Genomic DNA, 20856 nt, shown 5'->3' with positions numbered 1-20856 from the left:
TCACATGTACGACGTTCGATATTCCTATCTGCTCGAGCAATTCTCCGACCCCGCTCCCATCCTGGCCGAGATCGGCCGGCTGGTTGCGACCGGTGACTTCACCCTTGGCAAGCCCGTCGCCGAATTCGAGAAGCGCTTTGCCGAGCTGATCGGCGTGCGTCACGCCATCGGCGTCGGATCGGGCACTGACGCGCTCAAGCTGCCGCTCAAGGCGCTCGGCATCGGTCATGGCGACGAGATCATCACCGCCGCCAACACCTTCATCGCCACCGTCGGTGCGATCGCGGAAACCGGCGCGACGCCTGTGCTGGTCGACTGCGACGATTCCTTCTGCATGAACGTCGACCATGTCGAGGCCGCGATCACCGAGAAGACCAAGGCGATCATGCCGGTCCAGTTGACCGGCGAGGTCACGGACATGGGCAAGCTGATGGCGATCGCCAAGCGTCGCAACTTGCCCGTGGTCGAGGACGCCTGCCAGGGCATCCTGTCGGAGTTTGCGGGAAAACGCTCCGGCACCCACGGCGTCGCGGCCGGCTTCTCGCTGCATCCGCTCAAGAACCTCAACGTCTGGGGCGATGCCGGCGTCGTCGTCACCAATGACGACGGTATGAACGAGAAGCTCCGCCTGATCCGCAACCACGGCATGAAGAACCGCGACGAGATCGCGATCCTGGGCTGCAATTCACGGCTCGATTCCCTCCAGGCGGTCGTCGGCAACTGGCTGATCGGTCAGACCAGCGAGATCACGCGGCGCCGGATCGAGAATGCGGCCTATTACGATGCGGGCCTTGCCGGCCTGCCTGGCCTGCGCGTCCCGCCACGCCGGCCCAACGTGAAGCACGTCTACCATCTCTACATGGTGTTCGCCGAACGCCGCGACGAGCTTTACAAATACTGCCTGGACAACGGCATCGAGGCCAAGATCCACTATCCGATCCCGCTGTATCAGCAGGAAGGCCTGAAGCATCTCGGCTACGCGCCCGGCACCTTCCCGGTCACCGACCGCCACGCCAAGGAGGTCATCAGCTTCCCCGTCGACCAGCATCTGACGCGCGCGCAGCAGGACCGCGTCATCGAGACCGTCAGGAAATTCTGCCATGGACGCTGACACCGGCCGCCGGCGCATCGGTTACGTCAATCTTCCCGCGCAATTCGAGGAAGAGCGCGCCGAGATCATGCAGGCGGTGGAAGGTGTATTCCAGCGCGGCGACTTCATCGGCGGCGCGGCGGTCGGCAAGCTCGAGGAGGAATTGTCGGCCTATCTCGGCTCGCCGCATGTGGTGACGCTGAATTCCGGCACCGATGCGCTGATCCTCGCCTTGCGGGCGCTCGACATCGGCCCCGGCGACGAGGTCATCACCCCCCGAATTCGTTCGTGGCGTCGACCGCCGCGATCATCGCGGTCGGCGCCACGCCGGTGTTTGCGGACGTGCTGCCGGACCAGAACATCGATCCGGCCGCGGTCGAGGCCGCGGTCACGGCGCGCACCAAGGCGATCATGCCGGTGCATCTGACCGGGCGCATGGCCGACATGACCCCGTTGATGGCGATCGCGAACAAGCACGCGCTCGCGGTGATCGAGGACAGCGCCCAGGCGGTCGGCTCGACCTATGACGGCCGGATGAGCGGCACCATCGGCACGTTCGGCTGTTTCTCCGCCCATCCCTTGAAGAATCTCAACGCGGCCGGCGATGCCGGTTTCCTCGTCACCGCCGACGCCGCCCTCGCCGCCAGGATCCGCCGGCTGCGCAATCACGGCCTGATCAACCGCAGTGACGTCCAGGAGTGGGGCATCGTGTCACGGCTCGACACGCTCCAGGCCGAGGTGCTGCGCATTCGCCTGCGTCATCTGCCCTCGGTGATCGAACGCCGGCGGCGCAACGCCGCGCAATACCGCGCCGAGCTCGAAGGCCTGCCTCTGTTCATTCCGCCCTGCCGCAACATCGAGTTCAACACCTTCCATACCTTCGTGGTGCAGACCGACCGCCGCAACGACTTCCAGAAATATCTGGCCGACAAGGGCATCGAGACCGCCATTCACTATCCGATCCCGATCCACCTGCAGCCGGCGGCGGCGCATCTGGGTCACGGCCGCGGCGCGTTCCCGGTGACCGAGCGGCAGGCCGACCAGATCCTCACGCTTCCCATCAACCAGTTCCTGTCGGCCGCCGATATCAGCTATATCTGCGCGACCGCCCGGGAGTACTTTGCATGACGGATACGGATTTCCTTCAGGCCGACGAGCAGGCGCTGGCGCAGCGCTTCATCGACGACGGCTTCGTCACCACGCCGGCCGACGATCGCGCCGGGCTCGACCGCATCCAGCGGCGTGCTGCGGAGCTCGCGGCGGACTATCTGAAGCTGCCGCACAGCAACGACCCCTACGCGATGCTCGACACCATCCACACGCGCGTGAGCGTGGACGATCTCAACGGCATGCGGCTGCACGTGTTCAACGGCCTCAATGCCGAGCCGTGGTTCCGGCCGACCTATTTCCGCCTGGCGCGCTCGACGATCGAGACCATCGTCGGCAACGAGCTCTGCATGCAGCGCCGTGTCAATCTCAGCATCCAGATGCCCGGAGACAGCTCCTCGCTGCTTGCCACCCATTCCGACGTCTGGTCGGGCGACTCGCCGTTCGAGGTCGTGGTATGGGTGCCGCTGGTCGACGTGCAGCGCACCAAAGCGATGTATCTGCTGCCGCCGTCGCTGAACGGCGAGATGCAGGATCGGATGGCAAGCCTGCGCAGCGCCGAGGAACTCTACAAGACGATCAAGCCGCACGCGACCTTCATCGAGATTCCCTACGGTCACGTGATGCTGTTCAACCAGACCCTGATGCACGGCAACCGCGTCAACGAAGAGCCCGGCACGCGGTGGAGCATGAACTGCCGCTTCAAGAGCATCATGTCGCCCTACGCCGACAAGCGCTTCGGCGAATTCTTCGAGCCGATCCTGCTGCGTCCGGCGACGCGGGTCGGCATGCAGTACAAGCTGCCGGGAGGCTTCCATGGCTGAGAGAGCCGGCCATCGCGGCTATATCGGCGCCCGGCCGTTGAACGGCAGCCGCACCCCGCAGCACGTCCAGAACATCGTGATCCGCGACTATGCGCGGCGGAAGAACCTGCAATTCCTGCTCAGCGCCGTCGAGCACATCATGCCCGGCAGCTACATGGTGCTCGAGGACATCCTCGACGAGCTGCCGCAGCTGCGCGGCATGATTCTCTACAGCATCTTCATGCTGCCGCCCGACGAGGCTCGCCGGCGGGAAATCTACGACCGCGTGCTGCGCGAAGGCTGCGACCTCCACGCAGCCGTCGAGGAGATCACGCTGTCGTCGCAGAAGGACATCCAGGCCGTCGAGGACATCCTGCTGGTCAACAAATACGCGACCATCCTGTGACGATGCCGCGGACCGGTTGAGCCCCATGAGCGAGATCAACCTGCTCCAGCCGATGCACGCTTCGACCAGGCGGAACTACGTCCAGCGCGTGGTCGAGCACGACAAGGCGGAATCCGCCACCGTCGCGCGGCAATGGGGCCGCGACTACTGGGACGGCGACCGGCGCTACGGCTATGGCGGCTACCGCTATGACGGACGCTGGCGCCCGCTCGCCCAGACCCTGATCGATCGCTACGGCATCAAGCCCGGCATGAGCGTGCTCGACGTCGGCTGCGGCAAGGGTTATTTGCTCTACGAGTTCACCCAGCTCGTCCCCGGCCTCACCATCGCCGGCATCGACATCTCCGAGTACGGCATCGCCAATGCCAAGGAGGAGGTCCGGCCACAGCTCCAGGTTGGCAACGCCATCGAGCTGCCCTACCCCGATCACAGCTTCGACCTCGTGGTGTCGCTCGGCGTGCTGCACAACCTTCCGCCTCGAGGACGTATTCCGCGCGCTGCCCGAGATCGAGCGCGTCGGACGCGGCGCCTCGAAATACCTGATGGTGGAATCCTTCCGCAACGAGCGCGAGAAGGCCAATCTGCTCTACTGGCAGCTCACCTGCCTGAGCTTCCACAGCCCGGAAACCTGGGCGTGGATCTACGACAAATGCGGGTACCGGGGCGACCATGGGTTCATCTTCTTCGAATGAGGCGACGGGCCTGCGCCGGCCGACCTCGCTGCGCGCGCAGAATCCCGAAGTGTATTATTCGGACGACGCCATCGTCACGGCGGACGACGCCACGATCGCGGAGCTGAAACGCATCGCCGCCGGCAACCCGCGTCTGCGCAGCCGGCTGTGCACGCACCCCGATCCCTCATCCGGCCTGCACGAGATGCTGATCGTGCACCACCGGGAGGCCTATGTGCGGCCCCACAAGCATCTCGGCAAACCCGAATCGTTTCACGTCATCGAGGGTACCGCGCAGGTCGTGATCTTCGAGGATGACGGCCGCATTCGCGAGGTGCTCGAGATGGCACCCTACGGCCAGGGCAAGCGTTGCTACTACCGCATGCCGGAGAAGGTCTTTCATTCGATCCTGATCACCTCGGAATGGCTGGTGTTCCACGAAACCACCGCCGGTCCGTTCGATCCCTCCCGGACGGCTTTTCCGGACTGGGCCCCCGATGGCAGCGACGCCGCCGAAGTGCGCGACTACGTCACACAGATCGGCAGGCTCGTCATCGAACATCAAGGCCGCGATGCGAGGGCCTGAGGCCATGATCGAGCCGGCCAGCCCCAACGGCTTCCGCTGGAAGACGATCCCACACGCCGCGCTTTCCTACATGCGCGAGCGAATGGGTATCGGATATGTCTGGGTCGGTGCGGTTCTCGCCCTTGGTGCGAGCTTGCCCGCACTGTTCGCACGCGAGGTCTTCGGCGACGACTGGAGCGTTTACTACACCTACTGGACCGAGGGCCTCCCCGGACTTTTCCGCGTGCTGTATGAAGCGGCCCATGCCGGCTTCATCGTGCCGATGTCGCTGCTCGTCGTTCTCTTGCCCGACATGCCGGACGTCGCTGCGCGGTTCGCAGGTCTGGGTTGCCACCTCGCGAACGGCGTGTTGCTCTACTCCATCCTCCAAAGGTCACCGTACACGAAGCCGATAGCTGCCTTGTTTGCGGCTCTCTTCCTGCTCAGCCCGTTTTACGTCATTCGCCTCACGCAGAACGCCGTCTACGACGTCTTCCTGCTCTTCTATTTGTTGTCTTACGAGTTGACCCATTCGAAAGTGCGGGCGCTTCGATGGGCCGCGCCGTTCTGCCTGCTCTTCTCATTGTCGCTGGAGACCTTGATCGCCCTCGAGCCGCTCCGGGTCGTGCTGGCCCGAACTCCCGGCGAACGTTGGACGCGGACACTCGCGCGGCTCGCTCCGTTCTGGTTGGCCGTCGCGACCATCGTCGTGCTGCGGATGACGATCTTGGGGAAGAGCGGTCACTACGCCGGACAATATAGTTTCGTGTCCGACCCTGTCGTCATCCGGAAAGCGCTGGTTGCCCATTTCATGGCCTTTCGGACCGGCCTTGAATACGCCTATTCCCACGGGTTCGGGTTGCTGGGAAGCCGCAATTCCACAGTCCTGGCATTGGCCGCCGTGGTCGGCTCCGCTCTGCTCTCCGCGAGCGCGTTCTGGACACCATGGCTGCTGAGGAGCTTTGTCTCGTCAGCCAACGCGATGCTGCTGTTGGTGCTCGGAGCCGCAATCGCCCTCCTCGGGGCGATGCCTTACGCCATCACTGGAATTTATGGCGACGTGATGCGGGGGAATCCAGACTGCTCTTTCCCTCGCAGGTCGGCGTCTTGTTGCTGATGGCGACGTTCATCCAGCTGGTTCCGGGAGCACGATTGCGCGCCGGCTTGGCTGGCGGCCTGCTCACCGTGTTCGCGCTGTCCATGGTGCAGGACTCCAAACGGCTTCTCTATGACGGGCTGATCAACTCGGATCTCCAGCGGCAAGTTCGGGCAGCCTTGCTTGCTGACCCCGAACCAAAGGTCGTGAGGCTCCATATAGAGGATCCCCACTTGATCTCATATCGCTCCCGCTGCCTAGGCGCCCCCGACATGAATGTCGCTCAGATGATGCTGCGGGATGAAAATCGAGAGCGGTCGTTCGTGTACACGGATCATTGTGGGGATTTCGACAGTTCCGGGGCTATCCGGAACGACGCCTGCACGGTCTCCTACCTCGAAGTTCTTTCCCTGCCCCCCACGCCGAGAGGCCTGGCGCTACCGCGCTGCGCCCGGCATTCCGCCGCCCGATCGCATCAGACTCCTCGAACTGATGAGGGCCGTCCTCGAGGATGCGCCGTCGGCCACGCAAGGTCGCGGCGAGCTCGTGCAATTGAAGGACGATCTGCCGATTCCTTTGGCAAGAGCTGAATACCGGCCACCTTGCCGCCGGCCCGGAGTACGTGGAACCGCCTGGCTGCTGGCGTTACCCGCGCCGGCCTGCGAAGAGTCGGGCCTTGGGGCCCGATAGGCAAAGCAATGCTCATACTATGGCTCCCGTCGATCCTCCTGATAGGTTTCGCGGGAATGAACCAGTTCGATTCGAGCCATCGCGCCCATGCTCGCCAGAGCTAGCGCCGCGGCTCCCGATCGCTCTCCTCCGGCCGCTCGCGTCCAGCCGATGCGCGAAGCCGGGAAGGACTGGCTGCTGACGGGTGGAACGGGCTGACGATGCCTCCTGGCAAGAAGACGATCATTGTCCTGACCAAATTCGTGGTCTCAGCGGGCATTATCGTTCTGGTCGCACGCGACCTCGATCTCTCGTCACTCAAGGCCGACCTTCTCGCCGTTGAATTACACATGCTCGCGCTGGCGATGTTGCTGCTGTTCGCGCAGACGTTCGCCCTGTGCAACCGCTGGATTCTCATCCTCCGCGCGATCGGCGTGTCCCTGGATTGGGTGGCCGGATGGCGCATCGTACTTGCCAGCGCCTGGTTCAATCAGGTGTTGCCCTCCGGCGGCGAAGCGATCCGCATATGGATGTTGCGGCGCCATGGAATCAAGTGGTCGCAGACCCTGAGCAGCATCGTCGCAGATCGGTTCATCGGCCTTCTGACCCTCGGCTTCCTCATCTTGGCGGGAATGCCGTTCCTGATCTCGCGCATCCATGACAACGTCTTGCTGTTCGCTATCGCAGCGATCGTCGCTGCCGCATATTCCGGCGCAATCGTCCTGATGATGCTGACTCGGATGCCGGCCCGAGTGACCGCCGTTCTTCCCGTCCGGGTCATGCAGTTTGTGGCGCTGCTCGAGGCTCCGCTACTCGCGAGAGCAGGACGTGAAGCCTTGGTCGGTTCGGCTATTGTCGTTCATCTCCTGACCATCGCGGCTTCCTATGCTCTGGCGATCGGGCTGGACGCCGGGTTGTCCGCACTCGACGCATTCGTCCTCGTGCCGCTGGTGATCATGGCGGCCGCCGTCCCGCTTTCCATCGGAGGATGGGGCATTCGTGAAGGAGCGATGGTCGGCGCACTCGGGCTTGTCGGCATCGCATCCGACAAGGCGCTCGCAATATCCATCCTGCTCGGGCTCGGCAATCTCATTGTCGGAGTCATCGGGGGCGCTGTGTGGCTGCTTGCGCCCGAGCGTGCGACTTATAGCGCCGAACCGGATGATACTGCTCCACCGCTCCAACAGCGGTAATTGCGCGGAGCTGAACGACGTGCAACTGCACGGAACTGCCGCGGCAACCCGACGAGCCGGATGCCATCGATCGAAGCCCCTGCTGTGGCGCGGCGGCTGTCCCGCCGCCGGTGGCGCAGGGACAGGGCAACTTAGGAATTGTGGCGCAGGCTGAGCCACTATATAGCCTTCAGCCAGTTCGGAGTTTCACCCGGGGCTCTGCCCCCATGTTGTTCCTGCAAAGAGCCAGACCAGTGACCGACCATTGCCGCCTTTGCCACTCGACCAACCTGCGTCCGGTCATCGACCTCGGATTGATGCCGATTGCGCATCGCCTTCGGCATAGCCGAAACGAGCAGGAGGAACGGTATCCGTTCGAAGTGCTGGCCTGCGGCGATTGCGGCCTGCCTCAGATCGTCAAGCCGATCGATCCAGAAATTCTGTATCGCCAGTTCAACTACAATTTCAGCAGCTGGAAGCCGGAGCCGCATCAGGCCGACGAGCTCGACACCATCGCGAAATTCTCCAAGCATCAATCCGTGTTCGAGATCGGTTGCAACGACGGCCTGTTCATGGACAAGTTGCGTGAGCGCGGCACCAAGATCATGGTCGGTGTCGAGCCCAATCCGGTGTCGGGCAAGATCGCCCGCGAGCGCGGCATCACGGTCTATGCCGACATGCTCAGCCCGGAGATGGCCCACGACGCGGTCGCTCAGTCCGGCAAGTTCGACCTCGTCGTATCGCGCCAGGTGCTCGAGCACATCGTCGATTTCGAGAACTTCTTCGCTTGCGTGAAGATCGCGCTGAAGGAGGATGGGCTGCTGTTCATCGACGTGCCCGATTTCGCGCCCGGCTCGGCCGTGGGCGACCTCTCGGTGCTCTGGGAAGAGCACGTCAGCTATTTCACCGAACCGACCCTCCTCGCCCTGCTGGCGCGCCACGGTTTCGAGGCAGTGTCGGTGAAGACATACAATTTCAGCGGCGGCAGCCTCGCGGTCGCGGCCCGCCGTGCCAAGGGCGCAGTGACGCCGCCGCCTGCGCCATCCGGCGTCGGCGAGAAATTCGGTCAGCGCGCAAGAGAGTATGGCGCGCGTCTCCGCCCAATTCTCGCCAGGGCCCGCGCCAACGGCGCGGAGATTGCCATCTACGGCGCCGGCTGCCGCGCCTGCACCTTCACCAACGCCCACGAGCTGGCCGATCTCGTCGATCTCTCCGTCGACGACCAGAAGGAGCGCCAGGGATTGTTCCTGCCCGGCACCGGCATTCCGATCCGTGCGCCCGAGGAGCTCGCAGGCAAGTCCGGGCCGCTGGTCTGTCTTCTCGCCGTGAACGAGGAGAACGAGGCCAAGGTCAGCAGCCGGTTGCGCGAGACTGTGAAGCGGCCGTTGCAGATCGTTTCGATCTTCGCACCCTCGGACATCTGGAGCGAGCTCGATCGTCTCGAGGCGGCCGCAGGGTCGCGGGATGGCTGACGACAAGCTCTTCAACTATTACGAACGTCAGGACGTCCTGCCGACGTTCGGGAACTTCAAATCGTCCAGCGAGCTCGAGGCCTATGCCACCCAGCGGCACGAGCTGTTTTCGGACAAGCTCGTGCTGCCGCCGCGACTGTTCCGCGATGCCGAGGTGCTCGAGTTCGGCCCCGATTCCGGCGAGAATGCGCTGGTGTTCGCCGGCTGGGGCGCGAACATGACGCTCGCCGAACCGAACCGGCTCGCGCACCCGAAGATCGAGGCCTATTTCACCCGTTTCGGCCTGACCGGACGTCTTCGCGAACTCGCGCTGGCCGACGTCGAAGGCTTCAGCAGCGACCGCCGTTTCGACATCGTCGATGCCGAGGGCTTCATCTACACCGTGCAGCCGAGCGAAAAGTGGCTTGCCGTCTTTCACCGCCTGCTCAATCCCGACGGTTACGCCGTCGTCTCCTACTACGAGCGCTATGGCGGCTTCTTCGAGCTCGCACTCAAAGCGATGCATGCGGCGGGCAAGGTGTTGACCGGTCACGCCGCCCTCGATACGGCGAAGATGCTGTTCGAGCCGAAGTGGAACAGTATTCCGCACACCCGCAGCTTCGAATCCTGGCTGATGGACGTGCTTGAAAATCCGTTCGTCCGGCATCGCTACTTCCTCGATGCGACCGCGTTGTGCACGGCCGCGCACGACAGGGGATTCGACGTCCATTCGGCATGGCCGGCCTACCGCGACAGCCTCGACATCTACTGGCACAAGAAGGTTCTGGCCGGTGACGAGAAGCTGCGTCGCGCCGCACGCCATCTCGATCGCAGCCGCCTGAGCTTCCTCGGCGGGCGGAAGCTCTATCTGGTCGGCAAGGCCGATGCCGTGCAGGCGATCTCCGCGTCGATCGAGGCGCTGGTTCGTGACGTCGATGCAATGATCGACGATCCCTTCGGCGAGAGCCTGCCGCGCGTCGTCGCGGGCCTTGCCTCCTTGCGCGAGACGATCGGCACCACGGACATTCTCGCCGACGACGCGGCCGACATCGAAGCCATCACGGCGACACTCGACAGCTTCCATCGCATCTTTGCTGCGATCGGGCGACGGGACACGTCCGCCGTCGCCGCCCTCGCCCGGTCGGATTCGGCATTCATCAACATCTGGGGACAGCCGGCGCATTTCCTCGTCATCCGGAAGCGCTGAGGGAGCGCAGCCATTGAGGCCAGGCATTGGCATCATCGGAACGGGCATGGTCGGCCAGATGTGCCACCTCGCCAATTTCGCCGCCAATCCCGCCTGTCGCGTGGTCGCGATCGCAGACCTCCGGCCGGATCTGGCGGCTGCGGCCGCTCAGAAGTTCGGCATCTCGCGCACTTACGGCTCGCACCGGGAGCTGCTCGCCGATAGCGCGGTATCCGCCGTCGTGGTCGTGACCAAGCGCCCTGCCACTGGCCCGATCGTGCTGGACGCGCTCAACAGCGGTCGGCACGTGCTCTCTGAAAAGCCGATGGCCTACACGACCGCCCAGGCCATGTCGCTGGCCGAAGCCGCACGGCGGCAAAACCTCGTCTACAGCATCGGCTACATGAAGCGTCACGACGCCGGCGTGGCACGGGCGCTCGAGGTGCTGACGCGCTTGCGTCTTGACGGCTCACTCGGACGCATCGTCCGGGCAAAGGGCTGGTGCTTCGGCGGCGATACAGGGCGGTCGCAAGATAATTTCGTGATGACCGGTGAAGCGCGACCGGACGGAATCGAGCTCTGGCAGGACGGCCCCGACTGGATGCCGCGCGCGATACGTCCCGGCTACGACAACTTTCTGAACGTCTTCAGCCACATCATCAATCTGTCGCGCTATTTTCTGGGATCGTCGCCCGCGGTCGCCGAAAGCGGGATCGAGGCTTCAGGGGCCGGGCGCATCGTTCTCGATTTCGACGGCATCGCCTGCACGCTCGATCTCGTCAGCGGATCGGACGGAGCCTGGCGCGAGGGACTGACGATCGAGTTCGAACGCGGCGCGGTGATGCTGGAGCTGCCCCCACCCTTTGCCGCGCAAGAGGCGGAGGTGGTTGTCGATCGCGACGGTCAACGCACGCGGTTGACGAATGGTGCGAGCTGGGCCTTCCGGCGTCAGGCCGATGCCTTCGTTTCCGATGTCGCCACGCACGGTACACCGCTGGCCTCCGGCGCGGATTCGGTCACCGACATCGCGCTTGCGGAGACGGTTTGGAAACAGTGGGCTCGCGGCTGAATCATCCTCATCGCACTTCAGGCGCGGCATTCTTCTCGATCGGCAGGATCCCCGCGATCGGCCCAAGCTTGATCGTGACCTGCGCGAGCTGCGCCAGGAACTCCGGAACGTCGCAGCGCGCCAGCAGGCGGCACGCATAGTACTTCCGCACCAGGACCGGGTTCGGTGCTGCTCCCGGCCCCGGCTGGAAGGAGATCGTCGCCTGCGGTCCCGACGGATCAAAATGATGGAAGGCGCTTCCCGGAGCCTTGCGCGCCTCGTCCATGCTGCGCAGGATGTCGGGCCGCTCGGCGCGCAGTGCAAATCCGAAAAACGGCTGATTTCCCCAGGCAAGGCGGAGCATGCCGGTGACTTCGGCAAGGCCGAACGGCACATGGCGTGAGGGGTAATCGAAGAAACCGTCGTCGAGCGCATAGACCGTCGCCGCGGGCTGGGCCCGACCGGCAAGATCGCGCGCCAGAGCCTCCTGCTTCAGCGTTCTCGCCTGCATGAAGATGTAGTCGGTCCACAGCATGCCGATCGACACGATCAGCCCCGCGCCGAATACGGCCGCAAAGGCCAAGCGAGGGCTGGTCCAGCGTTCGACCAGCCGCTTGACTGCGAGCAACACCAGCGCCGACGGCACGCCGAACATCAGCAGATGACGGCTCTCGTAGAAATGCATGGAGGACGGCCGCAAGCCGGCGATCAGATAGGGCGATGCCAATGCGAGGAACAGCATGACGGCAAGCACGAGCGGCAGAAAGATCGAGAGCCTGGATGCGGCCGGCTTCGTGTCGGAACGCAGCAGCAGCACAACGATGCCGGCGAGCACGGCCGCCGCGATGAAAAGCGTCGGGACCGTAGTCGCCGCGCGCACCGCATTCGCCACAACGTCCCGGTAACCCGCGACGAAGAATGTCCACCACCCCCTCGCCAACTCGCCGAGAGGCGGAAAATGCGCGTCATAGTGCTGCGCGTACACGCCCATCCGCTTGAACCAGATGTTGAGCGTGCCCCAGTAGATCAAGGGAAGTGCGATCAACTCCGGATAACCTGCGGCACAACGCCAGCCTGCGAGCCAGGTGCGGCGAACGAAGCCGTCCGCCGCGTTGCCGCCACGCCAGATCGCAACGAAGAGGCCCAGCATCACAAACGCAAAAAGCACGATCGTGGAGTTGAGCGCGAAACCGAGCAGGAACGCGAGCACGCAGGCGAGGCGAAGCAGCACGCGCCGCGGACCACGGGCACTGAAGGCCAGCGTCAACAACCAGGCACCGACGAACAGGAGCCCGAAGCTGAAAACGTAGACCGCGTTCGCCTTGCCGGCCCAGAGCTGATAGCCGGGATAGGTCCAGACGCTCAGGGCGAAACCGACCGCCTCGGCGCGGTCGAGCAGGCCGAGACGCCTTGCGGTCAACGCCAGCGATGTCGCGCCGAAGACGATCCCGGCAAACGCCAGCGAGACCATCACGGCGACCGGTGCGCCCGTCCAGTTCGCGAACCTGTCGTAGTTGTAGAAGATCGGATGACCAGCGCCGTTCAGCAGAAAGTCGATATCGATGAAATAGTCCGGACGCGGCTTGAGCACCAGCCAATCGTCCATGAAGAGACCGTCGTTCAGGAGCATCGGTGCATGCGCAGCCAATAAAGCGGCAAGGAGGACGACTATCGCACGCGACAATGGGGGCATCTCGGAGGGAGGAACGGCATCGCCGACAAGGATTCGCACGCCCGGGTGAGGTCCGCAAGGGCGCCCCGACGGGCTCCCTTGACCGGAAAAATGCGACCTCCTATAGAATTTCGCACTGGCTGGACCGAGAGGCGTCCGGGACGATTTTCCGCAATGAACATGCTACCGGGCCCCGCGCAAGCCGCTGCGATTGGTCTCAGTCTTGCGCTGCCGCTGTTGCTGCTGTGCTATGCGCGCATCGCCGCCACCGGCGGATCAGGTCGCCGCTTCCGGCTCGGCTGCTTCAGCATCATGGCCCTTTACGCGATCGCCTGTATCGCGCTTCCCGGGCAACGCCATTTCGACGACGTGCTCGGCGGCCTGTTCCTGCTGGCGGCTGCGATGATGTTCTTCTACATCCTGTTCAGCCTGCTGGCCTGGGGCTTCACGCTGACGCTGCTCACGGCACTGGTCAAGGCCGACCGTCCACTGACTCTCGAGCAATGGGCGGTGGCCTACATGCAGGGCGGCGATCTCGGCACCTTCACGCACAATCGCCTGAAGCTCCTGGTCGGTGCGAGGCTGGTGATCGCCGCGGACGGCAAGTTGGCCCCGACGGCAAAAGGCGTCGCCGTCGCGCGCCTCGTCAAGTTCGTTCGCCTGTCGACCGGGCTTGGGTGAGCGACCACGATGTCCTTCATTGTCGGAATCCTCGCCGCGGTTAGCTTCGCCCTGCTGTCGCCCGCCTTGCAGCTGATAGCCCGCGCGCGCGGTTGGACGGTTGCGCCCGTAACCCTGCTCGCGATCGCCGCGGTCGTCACGCATGGCCTGGGCGTCGTGCTCGGAATCTTCGTCGTCGCGCCATTCAGGTATTGGGACGCTGCGTCGATCTTCGGGTTTTGCATCATGGCTTACGTCTTCGCTTTTGGCGCAGTGTACAAATCGGTGTCCCTGGAGATTCTGCTTGGCCTCGTCGACCGGCCCCAGCGGAGCGCACCGATCTCGGACATCGCCGAACGGCAGGTTCCAGCTCTGTTCCAGGGACGAATAGGGAACCTGGTCGAGGGCGGCTTGGTCGAGCCGCTCGACTCGCACTTCGCCGCGACGGCAGCCGGCCGGGTCATGGCAGCCCGCGTCGGGCGGCTGCGCCGCGCTTTCGGCATCGGCGACACCAGCCTTTACGATTTTTCCGACTAGTGGCGGGAAATACACACATCACCGGTTTCGTGCCGGTTGTGCAGGTCGAATCTGCGGGGGCCTTATTGTTCGCCCGGGCCTTATGACCTAGAGTTGCGTCAGGGGGCCGCCGGTCGAAAGGGGCCGGCAACAGGCAGCTAGAGATGACACCTTCCAGGGCGGCAAAGCGGCTTACCATCGTCATCCCTGCTCTGAACGAGCAGGACAAGATCGCCGACACCATTGGCGGCGTCCTGCCGCTCGCCTGCGAGCTGCTCGACGACTTCGAAATCTTCCTGATCGACGACGGCAGCACCGATGCCACCGGCGCGATCATGGACGAGTTCGCCGCCGGCGATCCGCGCATCATCGTGCAGCATAACGCCGAAAGGCGGGGCGTCGGCGCCGGCTTCGAATACGCCCTGTCGCGCGCGAAATTCGACGCCATCACGCTCATTCCCGGCGATCACGCCTTCCAGAACGAAGGTATTGCCCGGATGTTCAAGGCGGCGGGCGCCGCCGACCTCGTCATTACCCATCGCGACAACCAATCGGACCGCTCGGTCAACCGCTCGCTGCAGTCGCATTCGCTGCGCTTCATCCTGAACTGCCTGTTCGGCTTCTGGCTGTCCGACTACCACAGCATGATCGTCTACCCCGTGAAATGGCTGCGCCAGATCGCGGTGAAGACCGACGGCTACGGTTATCAGATCTGCGCCTTGATCTCGCTGCTCCAGCTCGGCCTCAGCTACGTGCAGGTGCCCGTGAGCTTGAACGCGGAGCTGAAGGGGTCGTCCCGTGCGCTGCGGCTGCGCACTTATTTCGAGCTCTGCGGCACCATCGTGTCGCTGCTGCGCCGCGTTCCCATCCGGGACGTCGACCTCAGTCAGGTTCCCCGCGGCGCAGGACGCGTCCCGGCACGCTAGGCGACGCCTCGCCCGCGCTCCTCGCCTGAACGGCAGGTGAATGTACCGTTCAACAGCCGTTGCGCGTCAGGGCGCTATAAGCTCCCTTACCGGAACTCGCGTCCTGGCCCATCGTTACAGGATCGACCAAAGAGGGAGAGAAACTGTGCTTATTCAAGCCGTGGTACTGGCGCTGGGTACCCTTGGACCAGTATCGGCCCCGCCCGCCCAGGAGCCTCTGGTTCAACAGGTTCAGTTCCCCGGGAGAAACGGCTGGTGTCCGCGGGGCTATGACTTCAACTATTCGAACGGCTATTGCTATCCCAACGGCTATCACGCCCCCGGCCTCTATGTGAGGCCGACGCCGAGACATTATCCCCCAGAGGGTTATTACCGGCCTCACCGGCACCGGTACCCGCCGGGCTATTACGACCGCTACTAAGGGCATTCGTCCACGCACGGATAAGGCCCGCCGGAGCCGGCGGGCCTCGGGGCACCAGCTTGCCCTGCTCCTGAACAAGGGAGCACGCGGGCACATCAATCACGGCCATCGTCAACAGCCGCTGCCTGCCGGAAGTTTGGGGGGCCTGACCCATTCGGGTCCGAGCTGAGGTCCAGTTCGGCCTCGGTTCGAAACAAGAGCCGCTTAAGCCATTGAATTATCTGGCAGGAGTGGCAGGGCTCGAACCTGCGACCCCCGGTTTTGGAGACCGGTGCTCTACCAATTGAGCTACACTCCTACGGACCCCGCGTCGCCACAGGATCAGGCGCGCTTTCAAGCACAAGGGACGGCCGCTTTGCAAGGGTGAACCGCGCCGGCTTCGCTTGTTTGTGCCGGGCTTTCTGGGCCACAGTCCGTCGGCGATAACAAAAGCAACCGGGAGTGCCCATGACCGCGACAGCGACCGCCACAGCCGCCTCACAGGCCACCATCGCGCCATCGACCCCGCCCCTGCCGGAGGCCCGCCCGGAGACGCTGGGGCTATCGCGTCCCCGCCTCCAGGCCATGTCGGACGCCTTCAAGCGCGAGATCGACAAGGGAACCGTTCCCGGGGTCACCGTGCTAGTGGCGAGAGGCGGCCAGGTCGGCTGGTTCGAGGCGCTCGGCAGGCAGAGCCCGGCGGCCGCCGCGCCGATGGCCCGTGATTCGATCTTCCGGATCTTCTCGATGACCAAGCCGATCGTCTCGGTCGCCATCATGGCGCTGGTCGAGGACGGCCGCCTCCTGCTCAACGATCCCGTCGCCAAACTCATCCCGGAATTCGCCAACCAGCAGGTCGGAATCGTCAGGGACGGCAAGCTGGAGCTGGTGCCCCCGACCCGGCCGATGACCGTGCAGGACCTGCTTCGCCACACCTCAGGCCTCACCTACGAGCACCAGGGCGACGGCCCCGTGCACAAGCTCTATCAGGAGTCCCGCGTCCGCAGCCGCAAGATCAGCAACGCCGAACATGCCGCATTGGTGGCGAGCTTCCCGCTGGTCTGCCAGCCCGGCGCGGAGTTCAACTACAGCCGCTCCACCGACATTCTCGGCCGCATCGTCGAGGTCGTCAGCGGCAAGTCGCTCGGCGCCTTCCTCACCGAGCGCGTGCTCGCACCGCTGCAGATGGCCGAGACCGGCTTCTCGACCTCCGAGGCCAATGCGGGCCGGCTCGCCGAGCCGTTCGCGGCCGATCCCTGGACCGGCGACAAGGTCGCGCTGTTCAACATGCTCGAGCAGCCGGTGATGGAATCCGGCGGCGGCGGTCTCGTTTCAACGACGATGGACTATGCCCGCTTCTGCCTGATGCTGCGCAACGGCGGCACGCTCGACGGCAACAGGATCATCGGCCGCAAGACGCTGGAGCTGATGGCGTCGGATCACCTCGGGCCGCATGTTCAGACCAACGGCACCCTGCTCTCGCCCGGCCACGGCTTCGGTCTCGGCTTCGCCGTGCGCCGCGAGGCCGGCATCGCGCCGTTCCCCGGCAGCGTCGGCCAGTATTTCTGGAGCGGCATCGCCGGCACGTTCTTCTGGATCGATCCGAAGGAGGATCTGTTCGCGGTGTTCATGAGCCAGGGGCCGGGACAGCGCGACTACACGCGGACCCTGGTGCGGGATCTGGTTTACGCGGCGGTGGAGTGACCGCTGGTTGAGCCGAATGATCGGGCGGCGAACTCGGTGCAACCTCTCCCGCTTGCGGGAGAGGTCGGCGCATAGCGCCGGGTGAGGGCTTTCTCCTCGTCGAGGAGTCTCGCTGCGGAGATACCCTCTCCCCTACCCTCTCCCGCAAGCGGGAGAGGGAGCGCACTGTTCTTCGCGGCCACACCTCGACCTGATCTCACGCCTCAACTGATCGTCGCGCCGCCGTCGATCACCATGGTCTGGCCAGTCATGAAGTCGCCGGCCTTCGATCCCAGGAACACCGCCGCGCCCGCGATCTCGTCGGGAATGCCGATGCGCAAGAGCGGCGAGCGTGAGGTCGAGGCCTTCAGGTTCTCCGGATTGTCCCACAGCGCCTTGGCGAAGTCGGTCTTGATCAGGCCCGGCGCGATGCAGTTCACGCGGATGTTGTGCGGGCCGTATTCGCAGGCGAGATTGCGCGCGAGCTGCATGTCGGCGGCTTTCGAGATCGCGTAGGCGCCGAGGATGGTCGAGCCTTTCAATCCGCCGATCGAGGAGACGATGATGATCGAGCCGTCCTTGCGCTCGATCATCTGCGGCACCACCATCGAGATCAGCCAGTTGTTGGCGACGATGTTGTTGTCGAGAATTTTCCTGAACTGATCGTCGGAGATGCCGGCGAGCGGACCGTAATACGGGTTCGAGGCGGCGTTGCAGACCAGCACGTCGATCTTGCCGAAGGCGCGGTTGCTCTCGTCGACGAGGTTTTGCAGATTCTCCTTCGACGAGATGTTGGCGGCGACCGCGACCGCGGTGCCCTTGCCGAACTTGTCGTTGATGCCCTTGGCGACCTGCTCGCAGACGTCGGCCTTGCGCGAGGAGATCACGACCTTGGCGCCGTGCTCGGCCATGCGCTCGGCGATCGCAAGCCCGATGCCGCGCGTCGATCCCGTGATGACGGCGACTTTCCCCTTCATGTCGAACAAGGTCATGTGTCTCTCCCAGAATTTGATCTTGGTGTTGATGTCATTCCGGGGCGATGCGAAGCAGCGAACCCGGAATCTCGAAATTCCGGGTCCGGTCCCAACGGGCCGTCCCGGAATGGCGACCTACTCAGGCCAGCTTCTTGACTTCCGGCCCCGCCGGCTGGTGCATCGCCGCGTGCGCAGCGTCGGCGATCCACGGCTGCTGGTTCACCATCGGCAATCGCCAGACCGTGCGCTCGGGACTTGCGAAATGATCGAGCCGGGTCACCGAGCAATTGTCGATGTCGAACGACAGGCCCCGCTCCGGCTGGCCGTCGAGCGCGAGCCCCAGCGCCGCCTTGATGGTGCCGCCATGGGCGACCGCGATGATGTCCTGCCCGGCCGCCTCATTGTTAATCCGCTCGATGGTGCGACGGGTGCGGTGGTAGAGATCCATGAAGCTTTCGCCGCCGGGCGCGGGCTCGTTGATGTCGGCGAACCAGCTTGCGCCGACAGGACGGCTGGCGATGAACTGGGCCCGGTTCATGCCCTGCCAGCGGCCGAGATTCTGCTCCGCGAGATCCGCTTCCCATGTCATCGATGCAGGCTTTGGGAAGCCGGCCGCCCAGATCGCCTCCGCGGTCTGGTGCGTGCGCATCAGATTGCTCGAATACCACACCGCCTTGCGCGGCAGCACCTTGGCAACGGCGTTGAACACGTAGGTATCGCTGGTGTCGCAGGCGATGTCGCTCTGCCCGTAGATGTTGCCGCCGTCACTGCGCACCGGCGCGTGACGGACCCACCACCATCGCGTGACGACCACATTGGGCTTGTCTGCACCTGCCATTGAAACCCTTCCATCCCGCCTGATGTCGCTGTACGTCAGTAGCGAACCCGTCTCAAGACACTTTACCGTTTGAAATCTTGTTTGAAATTCCATCGCGCGGCAAGCGTCGCGCGAGGCACCACGAGGGAGAATCGCATGGGCCGCCTGCAAGGCAAATCCGTCATCATCACCGGCGCCGGCAGCGGCATCGGCCGCGCCGCCGCACTGCTGTTCACCAGGGAAGGCGCCAAGCTGGTCGCGGTCGATCGCACCGAGGCGGTGAAGGAGACCGTCGCCGAGATCAAGAAGGCCGGCGGCGTCGCGGACGCCATGATCGCGGATGCGGGCTCGGAAAAGGACGTCATCGCCATGATCGACAAGGCGGTGACGAACCACGGCCGGCTCGACGTGATCTGGGCCAATGCCGGCATCTCCGGCGGGCTCGTTCCGCTGGCCGAGCAGACCGTGGAGCACTGGCAGGAGATCCTGCGCATCAATCTGATCGGGCCGTTCCTCGCGGTGAAACATGCGATGCCGCACATGGTGAAGCAGCAGTCGGGCGCGATCGTGCTGACCGCGTCCGTCGCCGGCCTCAAGGCCGGCGCCAGCGGGCATCCTTATGCGGCGAGCAAGGCGGGCGTGATCAGCCTGGTGCAGACCACCGCCTATTCGCTCACCGGCACCGGCGTGCGCATCAACGCGGTGTGCCCAGGCCTGATCGAGACCGGCATGACCAAGCCGATCTTCGACCGCGCCAAGGAGCGCGGCACGCAGGGCAAGATCGGCCAGCTCAACCCGCTTCAGCGTCCCGGCCAGCCGCACGAACTCGCCGCGATGGGCCTGTTCCTGGCCAGCGACGAGGCCTCGTATGTCAACGGCCAGGCCTTCCCGGTGGACGGCGGCCTCACCGCGTCGATGCCGTATACGGGCAAGCCGGTCTAGCCGAGGGTCTCGTGTCCCGGACGCGCCGCAACGTTCTTACGTTGCTGCGCAGAGCCGGGACCCAGCGAGCCGCGTGCTCGCTGCTGCATGGGCCCCGGCTCTGCAGCGCATCACTTCGTGCTGCGCCGCTTCCGGGGCACGAGAGCAGAGTTTGCGCGCAACTGCATCGACAGCGTCATTGCGAGCGCAGCGAAACAACCCAGAATCCCTCCGCGGACAGACTCCGGATTGCTTCGCTGCGCTCGCAATGACGGAGCGTGTAGAGCGGTAATGCATGAATCGCGTGTCCCGGACGCGCCGCAACGTTCTTACGTTGCTGCGCAGAGCCAGGACCCAGGAAGCTACAGAACTCGCTGCCGCATGGGCCCCGGCTCTGCAGCGCATCACTTCGTGCTGCGCTGCGTCCGGGGCACGGGAGCGTCGGTGAATGATTGACATGGGATCGCATTCTCGCGGCTTTGCTCGCCCGAGCTTTGCGTGTCGCTTCGCCCTCATCAATGAAGAGGGCGCAGGGAAGGCCGGGAGCCGGTGGCTCCCGTGGACCGCCATGCCAAGAGCAGACTGCGTGTGCTTCGTGCATAGCGGAGAACAGGGCAACCGGAGACATCCCGGCCTTCCCTGCGCAGTGGCTTGACGGCTTATGTCGTGCTCTCCCCGGGGAGCGTTGCACTATTGCCCCCGTCGCCTTGCGGATCATCGATGCGCGGGCCCGGTCGGGCCGCCACATCACCGCAAGCCTTGACGCACAGACCCCGGGCGCCAGGACCACACGATTTTGCCGTACGCCGATCGCACCGGTCGTGTGCGCGACGGCCTTGCTCACGGTTGCCCGCCCTGCGAAACCCGTCGCGCCGATGCCATCGGCGTCCACCGCCGCCCGGCCCGCGTTCGTGACGATCGCGATACGCCCCTCTTCCTTGGGCCGGGTTGCCGCGACACATACGTCATTTCCGAATTTCGGTAAAGTGGAATATTTTCGGCGGCGCAGATTGACCTATGGCT

20 protein-coding genes, 1 tRNA gene and 1 pseudogene are annotated in these 20856 nt (G+C 64.4%); 17 read left to right on the top strand and 5 right to left on the bottom strand.

Features of this window, described 5'->3' with window-relative positions:
* Window positions 1-4: 4 nt before the first annotated feature.
* Window positions 5-1111, top strand: a complete 1107-nt coding sequence (locus tag ACETMP_RS03250) for a DegT/DnrJ/EryC1/StrS family aminotransferase (protein WP_375159881.1) — start codon at window positions 5-7, stop codon at window positions 1109-1111.
* Here ACETMP_RS03250 and ACETMP_RS03245 read toward each other — a convergent pair.
* The gene (locus tag ACETMP_RS03245; protein ID WP_375162068.1) at window positions 1086-1280 is read right to left on the bottom strand and encodes a hypothetical protein; all 195 of its coding nucleotides are present in this window, start codon (window positions 1278-1280) and stop codon (window positions 1086-1088) included. The two genes, ACETMP_RS03250 and ACETMP_RS03245, sit on opposite strands and share 26 nt — an antisense overlap.
* On the opposite strand from ACETMP_RS03245, the gene ACETMP_RS03240 reads away from it, so the two are divergent.
* The 11 genes and pseudogenes from ACETMP_RS03240 (at window position 1188) to ACETMP_RS03190 (ending at window position 11285) form a co-directional block, all read left to right on the top strand.
* Window positions 1188-1517, top strand: a complete 330-nt coding sequence (locus ACETMP_RS03240; protein ID WP_375161831.1) for a DegT/DnrJ/EryC1/StrS family aminotransferase — start codon at window positions 1188-1190, stop codon at window positions 1515-1517. The two genes, ACETMP_RS03245 and ACETMP_RS03240, sit on opposite strands and share 93 nt — an antisense overlap.
* On the top strand, window positions 1421-2218 hold the full coding sequence (locus tag ACETMP_RS03235; protein ID WP_375161830.1) for a DegT/DnrJ/EryC1/StrS family aminotransferase: 798 nt from the start codon (window positions 1421-1423) through the stop codon (window positions 2216-2218). Before ACETMP_RS03240 ends, ACETMP_RS03235 begins: the two co-directional genes overlap by 97 nt.
* Window positions 2215-3021 (top strand): sporadic carbohydrate cluster 2OG-Fe(II) oxygenase, encoded by an 807-nt coding sequence (locus ACETMP_RS03230; RefSeq protein ID WP_375159880.1) that lies wholly within the window; start codon window positions 2215-2217, stop codon window positions 3019-3021. The genes ACETMP_RS03235 and ACETMP_RS03230 overlap by 4 nt, the downstream gene beginning before the upstream one ends.
* Window positions 3014-3406: an LIC12192 family sporadic carbohydrate cluster protein gene (locus tag ACETMP_RS03225; RefSeq protein WP_375159879.1), complete on the top strand. Its 393-nt coding sequence runs from the start codon at window positions 3014-3016 to the stop codon at window positions 3404-3406. Before ACETMP_RS03230 ends, ACETMP_RS03225 begins: the two co-directional genes overlap by 8 nt.
* 25 nt (window positions 3407-3431) lie before the next feature.
* Window positions 3432-4098: pseudogene (locus ACETMP_RS03220) on the top strand (class I SAM-dependent methyltransferase).
* 49 nt (window positions 4099-4147) lie between these two features.
* Window positions 4148-4663: a WbuC family cupin fold metalloprotein gene (locus ACETMP_RS03215; RefSeq protein WP_375161829.1), complete on the top strand. Its 516-nt coding sequence runs from the start codon at window positions 4148-4150 to the stop codon at window positions 4661-4663.
* Window positions 4664-4667: 4 nt separating this feature from the next.
* A complete protein-coding gene (locus ACETMP_RS03210) occupies window positions 4668-5759 on the top strand; it encodes a hypothetical protein (protein WP_375159878.1) in 1092 nt (363 codons plus the stop codon).
* 869 nt (window positions 5760-6628) lie between these two features.
* The gene (locus ACETMP_RS03205; RefSeq protein ID WP_375159877.1) at window positions 6629-7600 is read left to right on the top strand and encodes a lysylphosphatidylglycerol synthase transmembrane domain-containing protein; all 972 of its coding nucleotides are present in this window, start codon (window positions 6629-6631) and stop codon (window positions 7598-7600) included.
* A 233-nt stretch (window positions 7601-7833) separates the two neighbouring features.
* Window positions 7834-9051: a class I SAM-dependent methyltransferase gene (locus ACETMP_RS03200; RefSeq protein WP_375159876.1), complete on the top strand. Its 1218-nt coding sequence runs from the start codon at window positions 7834-7836 to the stop codon at window positions 9049-9051.
* Window positions 9044-10237, top strand: a complete 1194-nt coding sequence (locus tag ACETMP_RS03195) for a class I SAM-dependent methyltransferase (protein ID WP_375159875.1) — start codon at window positions 9044-9046, stop codon at window positions 10235-10237. Before ACETMP_RS03200 ends, ACETMP_RS03195 begins: the two co-directional genes overlap by 8 nt.
* Window positions 10238-10250: 13 nt before the next feature.
* The gene (locus ACETMP_RS03190; protein ID WP_375159874.1) at window positions 10251-11285 is read left to right on the top strand and encodes a Gfo/Idh/MocA family oxidoreductase; all 1035 of its coding nucleotides are present in this window, start codon (window positions 10251-10253) and stop codon (window positions 11283-11285) included.
* Between the two features lie 7 nt (window positions 11286-11292).
* Here the strand turns inward: ACETMP_RS03190 and ACETMP_RS03185 are convergent, their stop codons facing one another.
* Window positions 11293-12894, bottom strand: coding sequence for a hypothetical protein (locus ACETMP_RS03185; RefSeq protein ID WP_375159873.1), 1602 nt, complete (start codon window positions 12892-12894; stop codon window positions 11293-11295).
* 216 nt (window positions 12895-13110) lie between these two features.
* On the opposite strand from ACETMP_RS03185, the gene ACETMP_RS03180 reads away from it, so the two are divergent.
* From ACETMP_RS03180 to ACETMP_RS03170, 3 genes are all read left to right on the top strand, one after another.
* Window positions 13111-13617 carry a hypothetical protein gene (locus tag ACETMP_RS03180; RefSeq protein WP_375159872.1) on the top strand — a complete coding sequence of 169 codons (507 nt, stop codon included), beginning with the start codon at window positions 13111-13113 and terminating at the stop codon, window positions 13615-13617.
* Between the two features lie 9 nt (window positions 13618-13626).
* Window positions 13627-14133 (top strand): hypothetical protein, encoded by a 507-nt coding sequence (locus tag ACETMP_RS03175; RefSeq protein ID WP_375159871.1) that lies wholly within the window; start codon window positions 13627-13629, stop codon window positions 14131-14133.
* 143 nt (window positions 14134-14276) lie between these two features.
* The gene (locus ACETMP_RS03170; protein WP_375159870.1) at window positions 14277-15038 is read left to right on the top strand and encodes a glycosyltransferase family 2 protein; all 762 of its coding nucleotides are present in this window, start codon (window positions 14277-14279) and stop codon (window positions 15036-15038) included.
* A 643-nt stretch (window positions 15039-15681) separates the two neighbouring features.
* On the opposite strand, the gene ACETMP_RS03165 is transcribed toward ACETMP_RS03170, so the two are convergent.
* Window positions 15682-15757, bottom strand: a tRNA-Trp gene (locus ACETMP_RS03165).
* A gap of 149 nt (window positions 15758-15906) precedes the next feature.
* Between ACETMP_RS03165 and ACETMP_RS03160 the strand changes: the two genes are divergently transcribed.
* Window positions 15907-17142 carry a serine hydrolase domain-containing protein gene (locus ACETMP_RS03160; RefSeq protein ID WP_375159869.1) on the top strand — a complete coding sequence of 412 codons (1236 nt, stop codon included), beginning with the start codon at window positions 15907-15909 and terminating at the stop codon, window positions 17140-17142.
* 203 nt (window positions 17143-17345) lie between these two features.
* Here ACETMP_RS03160 and ACETMP_RS03155 read toward each other — a convergent pair whose 3' ends face one another.
* Window positions 17346-18113 (bottom strand): SDR family NAD(P)-dependent oxidoreductase, encoded by a 768-nt coding sequence (locus ACETMP_RS03155; protein WP_025037031.1) that lies wholly within the window; start codon window positions 18111-18113, stop codon window positions 17346-17348.
* Between the two features lie 121 nt (window positions 18114-18234).
* Window positions 18235-18933, bottom strand: coding sequence for a histidine phosphatase family protein (locus ACETMP_RS03150; RefSeq protein ID WP_375159868.1), 699 nt, complete (start codon window positions 18931-18933; stop codon window positions 18235-18237).
* 135 nt (window positions 18934-19068) lie between these two features.
* Between ACETMP_RS03150 and ACETMP_RS03145 the strand changes: the two genes are divergently transcribed.
* Window positions 19069-19854 (top strand): SDR family NAD(P)-dependent oxidoreductase, encoded by a 786-nt coding sequence (locus ACETMP_RS03145; RefSeq protein WP_375159867.1) that lies wholly within the window; start codon window positions 19069-19071, stop codon window positions 19852-19854.
* Window positions 19855-20856: the final 1002 nt, after the last annotated feature.

Source organism: Bradyrhizobium dasycarpum (assembly GCF_042019905.1).
Classification (GTDB): domain Bacteria; phylum Pseudomonadota; class Alphaproteobacteria; order Rhizobiales; family Xanthobacteraceae; genus Bradyrhizobium; species Bradyrhizobium japonicum_B.
This window is presented reverse-complemented; position numbering and strand designations above follow the sequence as displayed.